General features: G+C 69.8%; 15 protein-coding genes and 1 pseudogene. 10 read left to right on the forward strand and 6 right to left on the reverse strand.

What is annotated here, in order from left to right:
• The first annotated feature begins 32 nt into the window (after positions 1-32).
• Positions 33-1,199 (forward strand): GNAT family N-acetyltransferase, encoded by a 1,167-nt coding sequence (locus NXI30_23720; protein ID MCR9097238.1) that lies wholly within the window; start codon positions 33-35, stop codon positions 1,197-1,199.
• Positions 1,200-1,212: 13 nt separating this feature from the next.
• Here the strand turns inward: NXI30_23720 and NXI30_23725 are convergent, their stop codons facing one another.
• On the reverse strand, positions 1,213-1,689 hold the full coding sequence (locus NXI30_23725) for a hypothetical protein (protein MCR9097239.1): 477 nt from the start codon (positions 1,687-1,689) through the stop codon (positions 1,213-1,215).
• Positions 1,690-1,883: 194 nt separating this feature from the next.
• On the opposite strand from NXI30_23725, the gene NXI30_23730 reads away from it, so the two are divergent.
• Positions 1,884-2,750 (forward strand): tyrosine-type recombinase/integrase, encoded by an 867-nt coding sequence (locus NXI30_23730; GenBank protein ID MCR9097240.1) that lies wholly within the window; start codon positions 1,884-1,886, stop codon positions 2,748-2,750.
• 94 nt (positions 2,751-2,844) lie between these two features.
• Here the strand turns inward: NXI30_23730 and lipA are convergent.
• The 3 genes and pseudogenes from lipA to NXI30_23745 all read right to left on the reverse strand — a co-directional run bounded on the left by lipA (position 2,845) and on the right by NXI30_23745 (position 6,629).
• Positions 2,845-3,744, reverse strand: a pseudogene (gene lipA, locus NXI30_23735) (lipoyl synthase).
• A gap of 91 nt (positions 3,745-3,835) precedes the next feature.
• On the reverse strand, positions 3,836-5,239 hold the full coding sequence (gene lpdA, locus NXI30_23740) for a dihydrolipoyl dehydrogenase (protein ID MCR9097241.1): 1,404 nt from the start codon (positions 5,237-5,239) through the stop codon (positions 3,836-3,838).
• Between the two features lie 73 nt (positions 5,240-5,312).
• Positions 5,313-6,629: a 2-oxo acid dehydrogenase subunit E2 gene (locus NXI30_23745; protein ID MCR9097242.1), complete on the reverse strand. Its 1,317-nt coding sequence runs from the start codon at positions 6,627-6,629 to the stop codon at positions 5,313-5,315.
• Between the two features lie 143 nt (positions 6,630-6,772).
• On the opposite strand from NXI30_23745, the gene NXI30_23750 reads away from it, so the two are divergent.
• The 8 genes from NXI30_23750 (at position 6,773) to NXI30_23785 (ending at position 16,578) form a co-directional block, all read left to right on the forward strand.
• The gene (locus NXI30_23750; protein MCR9097243.1) at positions 6,773-8,299 is read left to right on the forward strand and encodes a pyridoxal phosphate-dependent aminotransferase; all 1,527 of its coding nucleotides are present in this window, start codon (positions 6,773-6,775) and stop codon (positions 8,297-8,299) included.
• A 139-nt stretch (positions 8,300-8,438) separates the two neighbouring features.
• On the forward strand, positions 8,439-9,332 hold the full coding sequence (locus tag NXI30_23755; protein ID MCR9097244.1) for a cation diffusion facilitator family transporter: 894 nt from the start codon (positions 8,439-8,441) through the stop codon (positions 9,330-9,332).
• A gap of 159 nt (positions 9,333-9,491) precedes the next feature.
• On the forward strand, positions 9,492-10,097 hold the full coding sequence (locus NXI30_23760; GenBank protein MCR9097245.1) for a TetR/AcrR family transcriptional regulator: 606 nt from the start codon (positions 9,492-9,494) through the stop codon (positions 10,095-10,097).
• Positions 10,098-10,183: 86 nt separating this feature from the next.
• Positions 10,184-11,323, forward strand: coding sequence for a ferritin-like domain-containing protein (locus NXI30_23765; protein MCR9097246.1), 1,140 nt, complete (start codon positions 10,184-10,186; stop codon positions 11,321-11,323).
• 193 nt (positions 11,324-11,516) lie between these two features.
• On the forward strand, positions 11,517-13,766 hold the full coding sequence (locus NXI30_23770; protein ID MCR9097247.1) for a hypothetical protein: 2,250 nt from the start codon (positions 11,517-11,519) through the stop codon (positions 13,764-13,766).
• Between the two features lie 58 nt (positions 13,767-13,824).
• On the forward strand, positions 13,825-14,805 hold the full coding sequence (locus NXI30_23775) for an alpha/beta fold hydrolase (protein MCR9097248.1): 981 nt from the start codon (positions 13,825-13,827) through the stop codon (positions 14,803-14,805).
• On the forward strand, positions 14,802-15,659 hold the full coding sequence (locus NXI30_23780; protein MCR9097249.1) for an SDR family oxidoreductase: 858 nt from the start codon (positions 14,802-14,804) through the stop codon (positions 15,657-15,659). Before NXI30_23775 ends, NXI30_23780 begins: the two co-directional genes overlap by 4 nt.
• A gap of 46 nt (positions 15,660-15,705) precedes the next feature.
• Complete coding sequence (locus NXI30_23785) at positions 15,706-16,578, forward strand: alpha/beta hydrolase (GenBank protein MCR9097250.1); 873 nt, start codon at positions 15,706-15,708, stop codon at positions 16,576-16,578.
• A 531-nt stretch (positions 16,579-17,109) separates the two neighbouring features.
• Here the strand turns inward: NXI30_23785 and NXI30_23790 are convergent.
• On the reverse strand, positions 17,110-18,396 hold the full coding sequence (locus NXI30_23790) for an EAL domain-containing protein (GenBank protein ID MCR9097251.1): 1,287 nt from the start codon (positions 18,394-18,396) through the stop codon (positions 17,110-17,112).
• A 68-nt stretch (positions 18,397-18,464) separates the two neighbouring features.
• Entirely contained in the window at positions 18,465-19,691 is a 1,227-nt protein-coding gene (locus NXI30_23795) for a PilZ domain-containing protein (protein ID MCR9097252.1), read from the reverse strand.
• Positions 19,692-19,815 lie beyond the last annotated feature (124 nt).

Raw genomic sequence — 19,815 nt, forward strand, 5'->3', positions numbered from 1 at the left:
AGGCCGATCGGCGCGGCTACACTCGGCTTCGCATGTCCGATGGCGCTCCCCAGCTCACGATCCAGCTCGAAGACGGCGTCTCGAGCCTCCCCCAGGCGGAGTGGGACGCGCTGGTCGGCGACGAATCGCCGTTCCTCGAATGGAATTTCCTCGCCGCACTCGAAGAAGCCGGCGCCGTCGGGGGCCACACCGGCTGGGACGCGCGCCCCCTCGTGGCTCGCGAGGGGGATCGGATCGTCGCCGCCTGCCCGCTCTACGTGAAGGGCAACAGCGAAGGCGAGTTCGTCTTCGACTGGAGCTGGGCCGACGCCGCCTACCGCGCCGGGATCGAGTACTACCCGAAGCTCCTCGTGGGCGTGCCCTTCTCCCCCGTGACCGGCGCGCGCTTCCTGGTCGCCGAGGGCGAGGAGCCCGGAACCTGGATTCGCCAGCTCGGGGCGGCTCTCCGACAAGTCTGTGGGGACAACGACCTGTCGAGTGTCCACGTGAACTTCTGTCATCCGGAGGAGGCGCAGGCCCTCGAAGACGTCGCATTCCATACCCGGGTCGGTCTCCAGTACCACTGGCACAACCACGACTACGGGACCTTCGAAGACTATCTGGGTGCGTTTCGGAGCAAGCGACGCAACCAGGTCCGACGCGAACGGCGAGAGATGGAGAAGCAGGGGGTCACGATCCGCACGTATCGCGGGGACGACATCACCGCCGAGCTGGTCGAGCCGATGTTCGACTTCTACCTGCAGACGATCCGCGAGCGCGCCTGGGGCCGGCAGTACCTCAACCACGAGGTCTTCGAGCTGCTGCTCGATCGCTGGAAGGATCGGCTCTGTCTGATCGTGGCCGAGCAGGCAGGCGAGAAGATCGCGGGGACGTTCAACGTCGAAAAAGGCGACGCGCTCTACGGCCGCTACTGGGGGGCGACCCGAATGGTCCGCCACCTCCACTTCAACGTCTGCTACTACGCCGCCGTCGAGCACTGCATCGACCACGGCCTCGCACGATTCGAGCCGGGCGCCGGGGGCGAGTACAAGCAGGTCCGGGGCTTCGACGCGAGCCCGACCTACAGCGCCCACTTCATGGCCGACGCGAGACTCGCCGCCGCGATCGAGCGATTCCTCGAGAGCGAGCGCCAGAACGCCGAGCACACGATCGACTGGTACCGCGAGAACTCGGCGCTGAAGACGACCGCCGCGGACTGATCCGCGCGAACGACTAGATCTCGATCCCGTCGTTCATCGCCTGCAGGACGAACATCTGCTCGCCGCGGGTGAGGGTCGGCTTCTTGACGAGGGAGAGCAATCGCGCGTGGCGCTCTTCGGGGGACATCGAGGATCGCGGCCCTTCGCCTTCCTCGTCCTCGCTGTCCATGCCGAGCCCCACGATCTGGACCGGCTGGTCGACCCAGCCGCCCCGCTCGATGAAGTCGCCCGCCTCGCCCACGTTCTGGACGTAGACCCGTCCGCCGTGGACGGAGAAGCCGTTGTCCTTCTCCTCGAGCACGCGCTCGTCGGCGATCGCGCGCCGGACGCTCGCCAGGTGCTGCGGGTGGGGGATCTCGAAGACGAGGACGGGCTCGTCTTCCTCGACGAGGCCCAGCTCCTGCGCCACGTTCTTCCCCTCGAGGGCCATGAAGGAGAAGATCACCAGGCCCGCGAAGGCCGCCCCGAGCTGAAAGAACGGATTCGTCATGACCGGCTTGTCGGCGGAACCGGCCGGTCTCCTGAGCGGGCTGCGCGGAGGCATTTCGACGCGCCGACTACGTGCTTTCCCCGATACCGGTGGGTCGTCCCCTCGCCGATCCTCGGGAAACCGGTCACGCGGGAACAGACTTGCCGTCCCGAAATGGGCCCACCGATCGTCGGCGCCCGATCGAGGAGCGAGGAATGACGTCAGATTCAGAGGGTTGGAGCCAACGCCCCCTCGTCGTCGAAGACGGCGCGGCGAGCGGCGCGGGGGTGAACCCGAACGGATTCGATCCGGCTGCGGCCTACCTCGAGCAGCTGGGCAAAGGCAGCCGCCGCACGATGCGGGAAGCGCTCACGAAGCTCGCGAAGTGGGCGTCGGAGGGTCGCTGCGGACCGCACGACCTGCCGTGGCACATGCTGCGCATCGAGCACACCGCCGCGCTCCGCACCCGGCTTCAATCGACGCTCGCGCCGGCCACCGCCAACAAGCATCTGGCCGCGCTTCGCGGCGTCCTCAAGCAGTGCTGGCGCCGCGGCATGATGTCGGCGGAGGCCTATCAACGCGCAATCGATCTGCCGCCGGTGCGCGGTGCGTCGCCGCGGAAGCAGCACCGGCTCGGCGCCGAAGAGCTTCGCAAGCTCGCGCTGGTCTGCTCCGGGGACTCGAGTCCGGCGGGCGCGCGCGACGAGGCGCTCCTGGCCCTGCTCTACGGCGCGAACCTGAGGCGATCGGAAGCGGTCGCCCTCGAACTCGCCGACTACGATCTGTCGACCGGGGTGCTGCTCGTGCGGAGCGCAGCCAGCCGGTCCCCTCGCCGCTTCGCCGCCAACGACGATGCCCGTCGGGCGCTCGAGCGCTGGATCCTCATCCGTGGCCCCGAGGCCGGTCCGCTCTTCAATCCGGTCAACAAGGGCGGTCGGATCGAGCGGCGGCGCCTCTCGGAGCAGGCGATCTACATCGCTTGCCAGAAGCGCGCCGCGGAGGCCGGGCTGCCGCCGACGAGTCCGGAGGACCTTCGCCGCGCCGACGCGTCGGCCCCGGTGTCTTCCACCGCGTCGGCCTAGGCCGACGGCTCGCCCGGGCGGCCGCGAGCGCGGACGTTCCGGGCCGCAGCGGCTCCGTTCACGCGCTTCCGAGCCGTGCAGCGCGCGCGGACTGCAGCCGCCTGAAGTCCGCCTCCGCGTGGTACGACGAGCGGGTGAGCGGCGTGGCCGAGACGACGAGGAAGCCCCGCGCGTCGGCTTCCGCCGCGATCTCCTCGAACTCCTCCGGCGGGACGTAGCGCTCGACGGCGGCGTGGCGTGGGGTCGGCCGCAGATACTGCCCGACGGTCAGGAAGTCGACATCGGCTTCGCGCAGGTCGTCCATCACCCGACGAACCTCGTCGCGTTCCTCGCCGAGCCCGACCATGATCCCGCTCTTGGTGAAGACCGTCGGGCGGTGCTGTTTCGCCTCCGCGAGCAGCGCGAGGGAATGGCGGTAGTCCGCACCGGGGCGCACCCGCTTGTAGAGGCGCGGCACCGTCTCCAGATTGTGGTTGTAGACGTCCGGGCCTGCCGCCAGCACCGCCGCGAGCGCGTCGGGCTTGCGCCGAAAATCCGGCGTCAGCACTTCGATGGTGGTCTCGGGCGCGCTCGCGCGGATGCGCGTGATCGACTCGGCGAACTGACCCGCGCCCCCGTCCGGCAGGTCGTCCCGATCCACGCTCGTGATCACGACGTGACGCAATCCGAGCTCTCCAACGGCCGTCGCAAGATGTTCCGGCTCGTGGGGATCGACCGCGTCGGGCATCCCCGTGTCGACGTTGCAGAACGCGCAGGCACGGGTGCAGACCGAGCCCAGGATCATGACCGTGGCGTGCCGCTCGCTCCAGCACTCGGAGAGGTTCGGACAGGCCGCCTCCTCGCAGACGGTATGGAGCTCGAGTCGGCGCATCAGCGCGCGCGTCTTCTCCACCTCGGGATCCGCGGACAGGCGCACGCGGATCCACGGCGGACGCGCCGGCGCCTCCGTGTCGCGCTTCTCGTGTCCTTCGATCTGGAGCAGGGGGTCGGCCATGGGATTCCTGGGAGGTCGCGTCCTCGCGACTCTACCCGGTCAGACGTGGATCGCCCGATACCGGGTCAGACGTGGATCGCCCGATACCGGGTCAGATGTGGATCGCCCGATCGTACGCCGCCAGGGTCGATTCGTGCATCATCTCCGAGAGCGTCGGATGCGGGAAGACCGTGTGCATCAGCTCCGCCTCGGTGGTCTCCAGGTTCATGGCGACGACGAAGCCCTGGATCAGCTCCGTGACCTCGGCGCCGACCAGGTGGGCCCCGAGCAGCTCGCCGGTCTTCGCGTCGAAGACCGTCTTCACGAGCCCCTCCATCTCACCGAGCGCGATGGCCTTGCCGTTTCCCCGGAACGGGAAGCGCCCGACCCGGACCTCGCGGCCGGCCTCGATCGCCTTGGCCTCGCTGAGCCCGACGCTCGCGATCTGGGGGCGGCAGTACGTGCAGCCGGGGATGCGCTCGGGATTCATGGGGTGGAGTCCTTGAACGCCCGCGATCCGCTCGGCGCAGAGCACGCCCTCGTGGGTCGCCTTGTGGGCCAACCAGGGCGGGCCGGCGACGTCGCCGATCGCAAAGACGTTCGGCTCTCCGGTCTCGGTCCACTCGTTGGTGACGATGTGGCCCCGATCGACCACGACGCCGGTCCCTTCGACGCCGATCCCCTCGACGTTGCCGACGATCCCGATCGCGAGGATGACGCGGTCGTAGGTCGCGACGATGGGGTCGCCGTCCTCGGGCGTGATCGTCGCGGTCACTTCGCCGTTGGCCTTCTCGAGCTGCGAAACCGTCGCGCTCGTATGGATCGTGATGCCCTGCTTCTCGAACTGCTTGTGGGCGAGTCCGGAGATCTCTTCGTCCTCGACGGGCAGGATCCGCGGCAGCGCTTCGACCACGGTGACGTCGGCGCCGAGATCGTTGTAGAAGCTCGCGAACTCGATGCCGATCGCGCCGGAGCCCACCACGAGCAGTCGCGCCGGCAGCGAGGCCGGGACCATCGCTTCCTTGTAGCTCCAGACGAGCTCGCCATCGGGCTCGAGTCCCGGCAGCGACCGTGCGCGGGCGCCGGTCGCGAGGATCACGCTTCCCGCAGCGAGCTCGAGGGTCGTACCGTCCGCAGCGTCGACGGCGACGCGCCCCGGCCCGGCGAGTCGTCCGACGCCGTCGAGCACGTCCACCTCGTTCTTCTTGAGCAGCCCTTTGACACCGGTGCTCAGTCGCTTCGAGACCTGGCGCGAGCGCTTCACGATCTTCTCGACGTCGAAGGACACGTCGCCCACCGAGAGACCGAACTCGTCGGCCCGCTCGATCAGGTGATGGACCTCGCTCGTCCGCAGGAGCGCCTTGGTCGGGATGCAGCCCCAGTTCAGGCAGATCCCGCCGAGATGTTCGCGCTCGACGAGCGCGACCGAGAGCCCGAGCTGGCGTGCCCGGATCGCCGCCGGGTAGCCCCCGGGCCCGCCGCCGATCACCACCACGTCGTACTGCGCCTCGCTCATCCTCGTCCCACTCCGTTTCCCGGGCCGTTCTTCAGATTCAGTCGCCCGAAGTCCGTCGGGCTCGTACGCCCGGTCAAAGCATCATGCCCAGCGGATCCTCGAGCCTCGCCCGGATCGCCGCCAATAGCCGCGCGCCGACCGCACCGTCGACGGCGCGATGATCCGCCGCCAGGGTCGCGCAGGCGATCCGCCCGACGCCGATCTCGCCGTCGCGCACGACCGGCTGCTCGGCCGCCGCCCCGAAGCCCACGATGCAGGCCTGCGGCGGATTCAGGATCGGATAGACCGTGTCGATCCCGTACATGCCGAGATTCGAGACGGTCACCGTCCCGCCCTGGTACTGCTCGGGCGAGAGGCCCCCGGTTCGGGCGAGCTCTGCGAGCCCCGCGATCTCCTCGGCCAGGGCGACGAGCCCTTTCCGGTCCGCGTCGCGAACGATGGGGGTGACCAGCCCACCCTCGGTCGCGACCGCGACGCTCACGTCCACCCGCTCGAAGACGCGCATGCCGTCCTCGGCGTACTGCACGTTCGCCTCGGGGACCTCGCGCATGGCCCCGGCGACGGCCCGCACGACGAAATCGTTGACCGAGATCTTGACCGACGCCCCGTCCGCGGCGAGGCCCTCGTTGAGCCGCGCCCGCACGGCGAGGACCTCGTCCATCGCGACGCCGACGTCGAGATAGAAATGCGGCACGCCCTGCTTGGCCTCGGTCATCCGCCGCGCGATCGTCTTGCGCATCGCGCTCAGCCGCTCGACGCGCACGTCGGTCCCTTCCGCGGTCGATTCGACCACGGGCGGCGCCGGTGCCGACGTCGTGACCGGCGCGCCTGCTCCGGCCGCCGCCAGCACGTCCGCTTCGACGACCCGGCCGCCCGGCCCCGTCCCCTCGACCGCGCCCAGATCGACGTCGTTCGCTTCCGCCGCGCGGCGTGCGAGCGGCGTCGAGCGCGGCGCCGAGGCAGTGGGGCCGTGCGACGGCGCCTCGGGCGATGACGCCGGGGCGACGGGCGTCTCCGGAGCCGGCGCGGGCGGCGCAGGCGGCGCCGACTCCGTCACCGGGGCCGGCGTAGGCGGTGCCTCGGCGGGCTGCTCTTCGACCGACGCCGCGGACTCGGACTCGATCGTGCCGAGCCGGGCGCCGGGACGAAGCCCTTCCGTTCCCTCGGCGATCGCGATCTCGGAGAGGCGTCCGGTGGCCGGGCTCTCGAGCTCGACCGTGGCCTTGTCCGTCTCGAGCTCGGCGATCACCTCGCCCTGCTCGACGTCGTCGCCGACCGCGACCAGCCAGCTGGCCAGGGTCGCGCCCTCGCCTTCCTGGTCGTCGCCGGACGAGAGCCTCGGCATCTCGATCGGAATCAGCTTGTCCGTCGTGGTGTCCGCGTCGGACATCCGGGCCCCCCGCCCCTGATGGTGCACCCATCGCCGCCTGATCCGCGTGCTTGGGGCGGATCCGGGCGCGACGGGAGCATAGCGCTCCGGTTGATTCGGAAGATCGACCACGACCGCTGAGCCCGAATCGCTACGTTCTTCAGATGGAAACGGTCTGGAACGGCATCTGGCGCGGACTCGACCTCCGGCTCGAACGGCGACGCCTCGCGGATGGCGGCGGCCCCTCGCTTCGCGTCCTCGCCGCCGACGCGGCCGGCGCGCTCCGCGAGTGGGTGCGCTTCGACGCGTTCGAGCGCCAGCCCCATTGGCACCTCGACCCGAACGGCACCGACGAAGTCCGACCGCTCGACGAACGGGTCGACCCGATCGCCGAGAGCTTCGAACTCCTCTCGCGCGACCCCGCCACGCTCCTCGAGCGGGCGGGCGCGCCGGCCGGCGTCGTGCAGCCGAGCGCGGGCGCCAGCGAGACCGTCGTCCTGCGCGAGGCCGAGCGTGCCATGCGCCACCGGCCGGCGGTCCTCGACGAGCTCGACCCCGTGCTGCTCCGCAACCGCCGGAGCGAGAAGTGGCACACCTATCCCGCCGACGTGCTCCCGGCCTGGGTCGCCGAGATGGACTTCCCGATCGCCGCGCCGATCCACGACGAGCTCCGCCGCTTCGTCGACAGCGGGGACGTCGGCTATCCGCTCGGCCTGCGCCAGACGGGGCTACCGGACGTGTTCTGCGAGCGGATGACGGAGCGCTTCGGGTGGGAGCCGGACGTCCGCCGTGTCGAAGTCCTCTCGGAAGTCGTCCAGGGCATGTACGTCGCCCTCGAAGCCTACAGCGAGCCCGGCGACGGCGTCGTCGTGCAGACCCCGATCTATCCCCCCTTCCTCGGGTCCGTGCGCGACATGAAGCGGACGCTGGTCGAGAACCGCATGCGCCTCGAAGGCGATCGCCTCGAGTTCGACCTCGACGCGCTCGAGGCTTCGGTCACACCGGGATGCCGCCTGCTGCTCTTCTGCAACCCGCACAATCCTTCCGGCCGGGTCCACACGCGGGAAGAGCTCGAACGCGTCGCGGCCCTCGCCGTCGAACACGACCTCGTCGTGGTTTCCGACGAGATCCACGCCGACCTCCTCTACGACGGACGCGAGCACATCCCCTTCGCGACCCTGTCGCCGGAGGTCGCCGCTCGGACCGTCACCCTCACCTCGGCGAGCAAGGCCTTCAACATTCCGGGCCTGCGAACGGCGATCGCGCACTTCGGCGACCACGCACTCCAGCGTCGCTTCAATACCGTCCTCCACCGCCACATCCGGGGCGGGATCGGACTCTTCGGCCTCTACGCGACGATGGCGGCCTGGCGCTGGGCCCAGCCCTGGCTCGACGAGGTGGTCCCGTATCTGGCCGGCAATCGGGACTTCGTCGCCGAGCGGCTGGCGGAACGCCTTCCGGAGGTCACCTTTCTCCGCCCCGAAGCGACCTACCTCGCGTGGCTCGATTGCCGAGGTCTCGCGCTCGACGGCCCCCCGGCGGCGTATTTCATGCGCAACGGACAGGTCGCCCTCTCCGAAGGCTCGCTCTTCGGCCCCGGCTGGGAGGGCTTCGTGCGGCTGAACCTGGGGACCTCTCGACCGATTCTCGCCGAGGTGATCGATCGGATGGCCAAGGCGCTCGGGCGCTAGGCCGACGGGGGCTACTCTCCGGGCGCGCGGTCGCACCCGCCCGATCCGGATCCGAGAGACGACGAACATGGCGCACGCACACTCGCAATCGTCCCACGCAGGACACGATCATCGTCACGCGCACGGCGACGCGCGGACGATGAATCGCCGGCGCCTGCTGCTCACGCTCTTCCTCGCCCTCGGCTACGCCGTGATCGAGCTGATCGGCGGCCTCCTGACCGGCTCGCTCGCGCTCCTCGCGGACTCGCTCCACATGGTCTCGGACGTGGCCGCCCTCGCGCTCTCGCTGCTGGCGGTGTGGATGGCGGCACGCCCGTCCTCCGGCCGGCGCACCTTCGGCAACAGCCGCGCCGAGATCCTGGCAGCGCTGGCCAACGGACTCGCGCTCGCCGTGGTGGCGGTCTTCATCACGATCCACGCGGTCGAGCGCTTTCTCTCGCCTCGGGACGTGGCAGGAGAAGGCGTGATGGTCGTCGCGACCGGCGGGCTGGTGATCAACCTGATCGGTCTCTGGATCCTCGAAGGCGGGCGAAGCGAGTCGCTGAACGTGCGCGGGGCGTGGCTCCACGTCCTCTCCGATACGCTCGCGAGCGTCGGCGTGATCGTGGCGGGCGCGGGCATCTGGGCCTTCGGCTGGGTGTGGCTGGACCCGGCCGTGTCGTTGGTCGTGAGCGCTCTGGTCCTGCTCTCGGCCTGGCACCTGATCCGGGAAGCCCTCGACGTCCTGATGGAAACGGCCCCGGCGCACCTCGATCCGGAAGAGATCCGCGACGCGCTGGTCGACGTCGACGGCGTCGAGAGCGTGCACTGTCTACATGTCTGGACGATCGGGAGCGGCGAGGTGTCGCTGTCGAGCCACCTCGTGATCGACCCGGATCGCGAGGCCGAGGGCCTGCTCCAGAGCGTGCGTACCGCCCTGACCGACCTCTTCGGCATCGATCACACCACGATCCAGATCGAGCCCGCGTCCCGGGAGCCCGGGAGCGAAGCGGCCTGCGTCGACTCCTGCGAGCCGGGCACCGCGGTCGCCTGAGACACGAACCTGGTCCGCCCCTGGCCGCCCCCCTCCGCCCTCTGTCCTTGCCCCTGCCCCGGTCCCCGAGGGGCAATACCCCTGGTCACGCGGGTTCTGCTTTACCCCCGCGCTCGACTGACGTTAATGTCATCCAATGACGTGGACGTCAGTAGCGCGATGAGTAGACCCCCGAACGAGAGTGCGAACCGCCGGGAAGTCCGGGCGCAGGCCACCCGGAGCCGCTTCCTGGAAGCCGGTCGCCGACTCTTCGCCGAGCACGGGCTGGCGGGCGTGACGTCCCACGCGATCGCCGAAGAGGCCGGCTACGCCGCCGGGACCTTCTACCTCCACTTCAAGGACAAGCAGGCCCTCTTCGACGAGCTCGCCGAGGAGGCGGCGCAGGACCTCGAGCGACGCCTCGTCGCCGTGATGGCCGAGAAGTCCGAGATCGCCGACATCGCCTATGCCCAGGCGGACGCCCTGGTCAGCTTCGCCGATGAGCAGCGCGAGCTCCTGCTGATCGCGTTCCACCGCGGTAGCGAGTCGGGCGACGTCGGCGCGCGAATTCTCCAGCGCCTGGCCGAGGGCGTGAGCTCCCGTCGTCGCGAGTTCGCCGCGTCGGGAGAGAGTGATCCGGCCTTCGACCCCGACGTCCTCGCCCAGGCAATCGTCGGGATGTGGGCGCAGGTCCTCCTCTGGTGGGCGGAGGATCCTTCCCGCGCCCGGCGTGAGGACGTGATCCGCACCATGACCCGTCTCCAGCTCTTCGGTTCGCGTCGCTAGACGACCGACCGCGGCGGCCGGAAGGCCGCGACCGTTCACGGCACTGACCCACAACCCAACAAGACGCCCGATGGAGACGCCTCCCCATGAGCTCTAGGCAGTCCATGACCGAACGACACATCACCTACGACCCGATCTACAACACCGTCGACCGCGACAACTTCGATGCGCTGATCGAAGTCGATCGCTATGCGGACCGGACCGATGCGTTCAACGACATCATCGCGTCGACCGTCGATCATTTCTGGGATCCGACGGACGTCCGCTACGTCGACTTCGACTCGAGCCCGATGAACCTCGACGAAGAGATGATCATGCCGCGCGACTTCTGCATCGAGCTGCAGACCGCGGTCGCGGACAAGCTCGACGAGCGCCAGCAGGTCCGTCTCGCGAACCAGAACACCCGCTTCGTCCTCTCGAGCATCCTGCACGGCGAGCAGGGCGCGCTCAGCCTCTCCGCGAGCCTGACGCAGATCCTTCGGGATCCGGGCGCGATGGAGTACGCGGCGAACCAGACCCGCGAGGAAGCGCGCCACGTCACGGGCTTCTCGAACTACATCGGGACGCGCTGGGGGACGCCCCTCAAGGCCGGCACGACGATCCAGGGCCTGATGAACGAGATCGTCAAGACGGGCGCCGTCTACAAGAAGCTCGTCGGCATGCAGATGCTGATCGAAGGTCTCGCCATGGGCGCCTTCGCGACGATCCAGCGCGAGACGAACGATCCGCTGCTCCGGCGCTTGATCCACTTCACCATGTCGGACGAGGCCTTCCACCACAAGTTCGGGAAGATCTGGGCGGACCGGACGATTCCGAAGCTGAACGAGGAAGAGCACGAACACGTCGAGCTCTGGGCGGCGGACGCCTTCCAGGTCCTGCTCTTCAACCTGGTGAACGCGGAGCAGAAGCAGGAGATCTACAAGGAGTTCGGGCTCGACTGGCAGTGGGTCCGGGACGCGATCCTCGAGAACTTCTCGGACGAGGACCGTCGCTCCCAGATGACGCAGAACACGAACATCTTCCGCGTCCTGATCAAGACCCTCCTCAAGGCCGGCATCATCACCGAGCGCACACGACACGTGTACCAGGCCTGGGTCGACATGGACGAGCTCAACGCCGAGGACGACGAGGTCGCCGGTGCGGACGTCGCGGCCGCGGCGATGGAAGAGCTCAAGGGCATCAACGCCGGGCGCCAGAAGATGGGCGCGCGCTTCCGCATGAACTGAGCGGAGCGAACCGCGCAACGGGACGCGCCGCGTCCCGTCGACGGACCCGCCTGAGCGGGCTTCGGGTCTTTCCCGGAGCCCGCTTCGTCGTTTGGGCCCAGAAGAACCGCTTCACGGGTGAGCACGAGCGGAGCAGCTGCCTCTCCAAACCCGCGCCCTCTCAAGGAATCCCGGAATCTTCCGATGACGACGGATGAGTCATCGCGAACGAGGGCCCGGCGTGCCGCATCCGATCATCCACCGTCCCGAGAACGAGTCCGATTCCGCCTCCGAAGCGGAACCGAACGATCTCGCTGCGACGCCGTCGGACGCCAACCTCGCCGGCTTCGCCCTGCTCGCGGATCCGAGCACCATCGCGGGGGGCGGCGACGCGCCCGGCACCGACTCCCATGAGGAGGTCGAACGTCTACGCGCCGCGCTGCACCTGCGATCGCAGGAGATCGAGGCACTCCAGAGCAAGTGGGCCGGTCCCGCAGAGGAGGCCCCCGAGGCCTCGCGAGCGCCCGAAACGAAGCCCGACGGCCCCGCGCGCGCCGCCCTCCTCGACGCCGCCTCCGCCCGCCGCCTCGCCGCCGATGCGCGCAAGCGGGAACGCGAGAGCCGCATCGCCCTCGAAGAAGCACAGAAGGCCCTCGGAACGGACGTCCCGCCCGTCTCGCCGACCGAGCCCGCCGCCGGCTGGCAGCAGCGTGCCCTGGTCGCCCGCGGTGGCCCCACCGAGGCGAGGACGCAGCCCGCGCCGGAGGTCGCCGCACCGAGCGAGGCCCGCGAACAGACGCCCGCCGAGCCGTCGGCGCCTCCGACCCTCGATCCCGAGGAAACCCTTCGCGCGCTCGGACGGGAGCTCCGCCTGGTCCGCGCGGAGAACCGCGAACGCGAATCGACCCTCGCCCTCGCACGGGAGAAGACCCGGCGTCAACACGAGGAGATCGAACGACTCCGAACGGCCCTCGCCGAGGGCGACCGCGCCGATGGATCCGGACCTTCCGCCAACGAGACGACGGCGTCCGCAGCGCTCGCGCCGGCCGGCGAAGACACCACCGTGCGTGCACTCGACGGCGACGACTCCCGGGCGCTCGCCGCACGGGTCACGGCGCTCGAAGCCGAGCTCGCAGAACGCGACGCGGAGACGGCCCGACTCGACGCGGCACTCGCGCAGGCGCGGGCCCTGGACACCCAGCGGCGTGAGCGGATCGATGCGCTGCAGGATCGCCTCGAAGCCCAGGATCGCGCCCTCGACGCCGCGCGCCGTGAGTACGAGCTGGAGCGCCAGCGCCATACTCGCAGCCGAGGCCTGATCACGCGGCTGCGCACGACGCTGTCGGCGGCCGTCCCGGACGAGTCGTTCGCCGAGGACGACGACCCGATCGCGCTCGACGCGACGGCCGTCTCCGATTCTCGATCGATGGGCACACGCGACCTCGCCCCGGAGCCCACGAACGCCCCGCCCGCTCTCCGGTCGGACGACGAACCGACGAGCGACATCGACACAGCGGTGATCGATCGCGCCGACCTGTCCGCCCGGGACACAGCGGTGATCGATCGCGCCGGCGTAATCGCCCGGGACACCGAGCAGCGACGAGCGGACGTCCGTCTCTTCGACGACTGGCTCGACGATCAGGTCCGACGACACTTCGGCCCCATGGGCATCGACCAGCTGAGCGATCTGATGATCGCCCCACTCGCTCGCCGCGGCGCCGAGGCGGACGGGGGCGCGACGATCCTGCTCCTCGGACGGAACGGCTGGCTCCGCGCGGCCGGCCTCGCCGAAGCCCTCGTCGTGGGCAGCGCCGAGCCCATCACGATCCACGTGGCCGATCCGGTGGGCAGCCCCGACGACCTCGCGATCGACTCGGATTCACCGCTGCGCGACCTGCTGGTTCCGACGCCGGCGCCCGCCGACCCGGAGGCCCTCGCGTCGCTCCTGGACGCGCTTCGACCCGCACTCGTCGTGTCCCACTCGCACCTCTCGAACGAAGCCTCGCCCGATGCCTGGCTCGCCGTCCTCGAGGACGCGGTCGCGCGGCAGACGGCGCTGCTCTTCGTCGAATCCACCGGCGTCGGCGACGTTCCGGCACCGGAGGAGGTGCGGGCCGTCGGTGACCGGATCTGGTCCCTGCTCCCCGAGCGCTACGCGCTCCGCCCCGGAGACGACGTGCCCTTGCCGACCTGGTCGGCGGCATTCGAGCAGGCCTCCAAGGACCTCGCCAACGGACTCTTCGAGGCCCTGCGCAGTCGCTTCCGGCCCGAGCTCTCGGCCCGCTTCGGATTCCTCGTCGCGCCCTTCCTCCACGCCGGACTCGCCGCGAACTTCGACGTCGCGGCCGAACGCGATCGACGTTTCCTCGAGCAGGTCGCCGATCTCGACGAGCGGCGGATCGAGGCCGGCGAAGCCCCGGCGCTGCACGCCATCGCCCTCGTCGACCCGTTGGCCGAGGCCTGAGCGCTCCGTCGATTCCGAAGGGGTGTGCGCGCCCCGTCGCGACGGCTACACACTCCCCATGCCCGAGCACGACCCGAGCCAACGTGGCCCGCACCCCGTCGGCGTGATCCAGACCCGGATCGCCTCGACCGACGATCCGATCGATCCTCGGCGCGTGCTCCCGACCGAGATCTGGTATCCCGCACGGGCCGGCGTGCGTGAACGCGACGACGGCGTGCATCCGCTCGGACTGCCCCACCGCGCAACGACGGACCTCACCCCGCTCGCCGACGCGGCGCTCCCCCTCGTGGTCTTCTCCCACGGCAACTCCGGTCTCCGGCAGCAGTCGACGTTCCTGATGACCCACCTCGCGAGCCACGGCTTCGTCGTCGCCGCTCCGGATCACGTGGGCAACACCTTCGACGAGATGCTCGCGCTCGAGACCGAAGAGCAGCGCAAGGAGGTCCACCTCCGCGCGCGCAGCCAGCGTCCGAGCGACATCGCCCGCGTGATCGCAGCCCTCGTCGACGACCGGATCGAGGCCGACCGACGGCCCGCGATCGATCCGGACCGGATCGGTGTCGCCGGCCACTCCTACGGTGGGTGGACGGCCCTCAAGGTCCCCGCCCGAGACCCACGTGTACGCAGCGTGTGCTGTCTCGCGCCGGTGGCCGAGCCCTTCGTGGGCCGACGCGCCTTCGACGAGGGCGAGCTGCCGCTCCCGACCGACGTCGCGACGCTCGTGCTCGCCGCTGAGGACGACGTCCTGGTCGATCGTCGCGAGACGATCGAGCCTCTCTTTGCGCGCCTCGGAGACCATGCCCGGATCGACTGGCTCGACCGGGCGGACCACTTCCATTTCTGCGACGGCGTCGAGTTCCTCCACAAGGTCCACGAGAACACGCCGCGCCCCAACCTGCCGCGGCCACCGCGCCCGGTCGCGGAGCTTCGCCGCGAGGCGGAGACCCACGCGTGGCTGAACGAGCGGGTCGCGCGCTTCTTCTACGGGTCGCTCGCGGGCGACCGCGCCGCGACGAAGTCGGGAGACGCAGCAGCATGAACGGCAAGACCTGCATCGTGACCGGCGGCACCTCCGGAATCGGCGAAGCCTCCGCCCTCGCCCTGGCCGAGCAGGGGGCGGACCTCGCGATCGTGTGTCGATCCGAGGAGCGCGGACGCGCCACCCGGGACCGGATCGAGGCGGCGACCGGCCGGGACTGCGTTCGGCTCTTCTACGCGGACCTCCAGCGCCTCGACGACGTGCGCCGCGTCGCCGCGGAGCTCGACTCTGCCCTCGGCCGGATCGACGTCCTGCTGAACAACGCGGCGGTCACGATGCTCCGGCGCGAGGAGACGGCGGACGGACACGAGATGACCTTCGGCGTCAACCATCTCGCGCCCTTCCTGCTGACCCACGACCTGCTCCCGCGGATCGTCGAGACGCCGGGCGCCCGGATCGTGAACGTCGCCTCCGGCGCACACAAGTTCGCGGCCTTCGACCTCGAGGATCTGCAGAGCGAGCGGAGCTACTCGGCGATGCGCGTCTACGGCGCCTCGAAGCTCTGCAACATGCTCTTCACGACCGAGCTGGCCCGGCGCCTCGACGGACGCGACGTGGGCGTCTGGTCGCTCCACCCCGGCGCGGTCTCGACGCGCCTCGGGGCGAACAACGGCGGGATCGCCAAGCTCCTGCTCCCCTTCCTCTCGCTCTTCTTCAAGACGCCTGCTCAGGGGGCCCGCACGTCGGTTTTCCTCTGTTCGGAGCCCGAGGTCGGCGCGCCGAACGGCAGCTATTTCATCGACGAACGTCCCGCGAAGACCTCCGCACTCGCACGAGACGAAGATACGGCCCGACGTCTCTGGGCCGAGAGCGAACGCCTCGTCGGTCTCGACGTCGGCGCCCCCTGGTACTGACTGACGCGCCGCGCGGAGCACGCGCCCCCGACGACTGGAGACCCCGATGGCCATGAGAGAGCTCGACGTACCGGTCGAGCGATGCACGTATCCCGGTAGCGAGGGGCTCACCCTCGTCGGCGACGCGTTCGGCGACGCCGCGAACCCGCCGGCCCTGCTCTTCCACGGCGGCGGACAGACACGCCATTCCTGGGCCGGCACGGCCGTGCGACTCGCCCAGGCGGGCTGGTACGCCGTCTCTGTCGACCTCCGCGGACACGGCGAGAGCGGGTGGGACCCCGAAGGCGCCTACCGCTCGACGGGATTTCGCGACGACGTGATCGAGGTGGCCCGAAGCTTCGATCAGCCCGCGCTGATCGGCGCCTCCCTCGGTGGGATCTCCTCGCTCCTCGCGGTCCACGAGGCCGGCAACGCGCTGGCGCGTGCGTTGGTGCTCGTCGACATCGCGACCCGCATGGAGCAGAGCGGTGCCGACCGCATCATGAACTTCATGAAGGACGGCCTCGAAGGCTTCGACACCCTGGAAGACGTCGCCGATGCGGTCGCCGCCTACAACCCGCACCGCCCGCGCCCCAAGGACGTCTCCGGCCTCGAGAAGAACCTTCGCAAGGGCGACGACGGTCGTTGGCACTGGCACTGGGACCCGGCCTTCATGAGTCCGAGCAGCGACGGCGACGGCAAGCTCGTCAGCCAGCAGTTCCTCGACGCAGCCGCAGCGAGTCTGACCCTCCCGACCCTGCTCGTCCGCGGAAAGATGTCCGACCTCCTCTCCGAAGAAGGCGCGAAGACCTTCCTCGAACAGGTCCCCCACGCCGAGTTCGCCGACGTCTCGGGCGCCGGCCACATGGTCGCCGGCGACAAGAACGACGCCTTCAGCGACGCCGTCCTGGCCTTCCTCGCAAGGACGCTCCGCCAATGAACGCGCCGCTGTCGCTCGTCCGCCGTTCGCGGCCCGTGGACGTCCGCAGTGGATGGCTCGCCCCGTAGGCGGGGCGTGTCCGCATCCCGCGCCAAGTGCTGACCATACGACCCACTGAATACCCTGGCGGCTGGGCTGCGCTTGATTCCACTGCGGCCGCCCCCGAGCCACTCACTCCCGCCGAAGCAAGACGACACGCCCCAGCTCCGCGTTCGATCGAGAAAACCGAGCACGCGCGTATCCCCTGCGAGCAACCCCATCCGAGGGAGCGAGGCGGGGTGTCTCGCGGCGAAATAAAGCGCAGGCCCGCACTCCATTCCCGCTAGCGGGTCGGACGACCAGCTAGTGAGACGAGATCGAAGACGCCCCGCCTACGAAGGCCGAGCCATTCGCCGCGGGGCGCACCGTCTCGCGACCGCGGCTGGGCCTCCATCGGCCGACGGATGCGCGCGTCGAAACCCCGCCATTCGCCGCGGGGCGCACCGTCTCGCGACCGTGGCACCGCGCTCAACGGCCGACGGATGCGCGCGGCTAGTCCGCCGCGCGGAGCGGCGTCGGATGTCCGAAGAGCCAGCCCTGACCGAAACGGATCCCGAGGCGCCCGAGCATCTCGAGCTCTTCCAGCGTGTCGAGGCCCTCGCCGATCACCTGGGCGCCCATCTTGTCCGCGAGCTGGAGGACGGCGGAGAGCACGTCCTGACGCGCCGGGTCCTGGTCGACACCGGAGACCATCGCGCGATCGATCTTGATGTAGTCGGGCTCCACCTCGAGGAGCTCCTCGAGTCCCGCGTAGCCGGCGCCCGTATCGTCGAGGGCGAACTGGAAGCCGAGGCTGCGGTAGTAGTCGCGCATCTCCTTGAACGCCGCGAAGCTGCGGATCGATTCCTGCTCGGAGATCTCGAAAACGACGTCGGTCGGGGCGAGCTGTCGCTTCTGGAGCGTCTCGATCAACCGATCCTCACGGAAGTTCGGATCGTGGATCGTGGTCGGGCGGATGTTCAGGAAGAGCTTGGTGCCCGCCGGGAAGTCGACGGCACCGCGCAACCCGCTCTCGCGACAGACGCAGTCGAGCTCGAAGACGAGGCCGTGCTCCTCCGCCGCGCCGAAGAGCGCCACGGGCGAGTGGAACCGAGAGCCCTCGGCGCCGCGCGCGAGAGCCTCGTAGCCGTAGACCGTCCGCGACTCGACCTCGACGATCGGTTCGTAGACGGAGTAGATGCGGTGGTCGAGGATCGTCTCGAGAAGATCGTGACGCACCTCGCGACGCTGGGCTTCGACGGCGAACGCGCAGTCACGTCGGGCCTCGTCGATCAGCCGACGCAGCTGGGTCGCGAGGCCGAACTGGGGATTCCGCAGCTCGACCGCGATGCCGGTCGGCAAGCGCACGCCGCCCCGCTGGTACGGATAGAAGACCTGCTGGCCGTCGGACTGCAGTGCGCGCTCGAGCTCCTGACGGAATCCGGGCATTTCGGTCCGGAAGAAGCCGGCGCTGCCCTCCCTGCGAAAGAGCAGGACCATGATCTCGTCGTAGCCGGGCTCGGCGAGACAGACCGCGAAGTCGGTCCGCAGGCGTTCTTCGGCGACCTCCTGGACGCGCGCGTGGAGTGCATCGAGGCAGCGCACCCGCGCCTCCTCCCCGTGGCGACGCTCGACCTCCGCGATCATCGGTGCGCCGACGACGACGAGGCCGACGGCCCCCGCAGCCTCGAATCGCTCGCCGAACTCGGCGAAGCGGAGGCTCACGTCGAGGGCGTCACCGGAGGGGGTCGTGCCGCTCGGTCGCTGTGTCGGTCGGTCGGAGTCCAGAGTCGAAGCCATGGTTCCGGATCGGCCATCTGCGCCGCGGTGTTGAGCGTTCCTTGCGGTCGGGACGCCGGGACGCGGCCTCAGGCGGCGGCCTCGAGGCGGACGGCGCCCCGCTCGATCAGATCGACGATCGCCGTCTCGATCAGGGCGTCGGGCTCCTGAATCGTGTCCAGCAAGCGTGAGACCTTCATCCCGACGCCGGCGCGGTCGAGGATCTGGCGCTCGATCTTGGACAGGAGCGGGTCCTCCAGGTCGACCTTGTGATGCTCCACGCGGAGCCCCGCGTTCCCGGGCACCTCGGGGCCGGAGGCGGAGCGCGTCTCGTCGATGAAGCGCGCGGTCTCGAGCAGCGCCGCTTCGATCGGCAGACCCAGAGCGGGCGCGTCCTCTTCCGGCTCCAGATTCGCGTGGAACTCGAAGTTTCCGTTCTTCCATGCGGCCATCCGGACCAGCGCCTTCAAGCCGATCGCGGCGCCCATCTGAGCGGACGTGATCACGCCGCTCGCCACGTGGACGACGCCGACCTCCCCACGGTTCAGCAGGGTGAAGCGACCGCAGGGAACGCACTGCCCGAAGCTGAGGATGAGGTCGTTGAGACCGAGCGTGTCGATCGAGCCCGTGATGCCACCGAGTCGGCGCGCGTGCTCGCTGGCCTTGACCTGGTTCAGGTACGCGATGGTCTCGTCCTCCTCCTCTGCAGGGACGGCGAACTGGATGCCGAGTCCGCGCACCCGACCGTCGTCGGCGACGTCGTGCCGCGCGATGAGGCCCGGGACGCTGCGTGATTCCCCCGACGTGGGATGCACGATCGCGACCACGACTTCCTGACCCACGGGCGGCGGGTCGGACTCGATCGCGACGAGGACGCCCGCGAGACTCAGGTTGCGCGTTCGCCCTTCGATCTCGGCGACACCCGGCACCCGGACGCGGGCGCGCACGTGGGCCACGGAGCGAGCGGCATGGCGCTGCCCCTGCCCCGCGGCGACTTCATCGACGAGTGGCTGATCGAGGGCCTGCTCGATCACGCGGCGGATCTCGAGCGGAGGGTCGCTCATCTCGAGCGCCACGCCGGCGCGGCCGCCGTTGCGTTCGAACTCGATCGGAATCGTCTGGACCACCCGCCCCTCGAGCTCGAGGGTTCGATCGACGAAGGGGAGCTCGACGAAGACGAGCACCGGCTCGCCGTAGAGCAGCTCGAGAGGCCCCGGGATGAAGAGGCCCCCGTTCACGAGATTGGCTTCGTACTCGCGCTCGAGCGCCTCACGGCTCTCGAACGCGACGCGCAGCACCCGGAACGCCTGGCTCACATCCACTCCCCGCCCGAAGGCGACCGGCGGCACAGCCGGCCCACTCCGGATCGGCCGAACGGCCCCGCAGCAATACCCGAGAGGGCGTCCGGGAGAACCCCGAGCAACGAGCCCTTCCCGCGTG

Source organism: bacterium (assembly GCA_024742285.1).
In the GTDB taxonomy this organism is placed as follows: Bacteria; Myxococcota_A; UBA9160; order UBA9160; family UBA4427; genus UBA4427.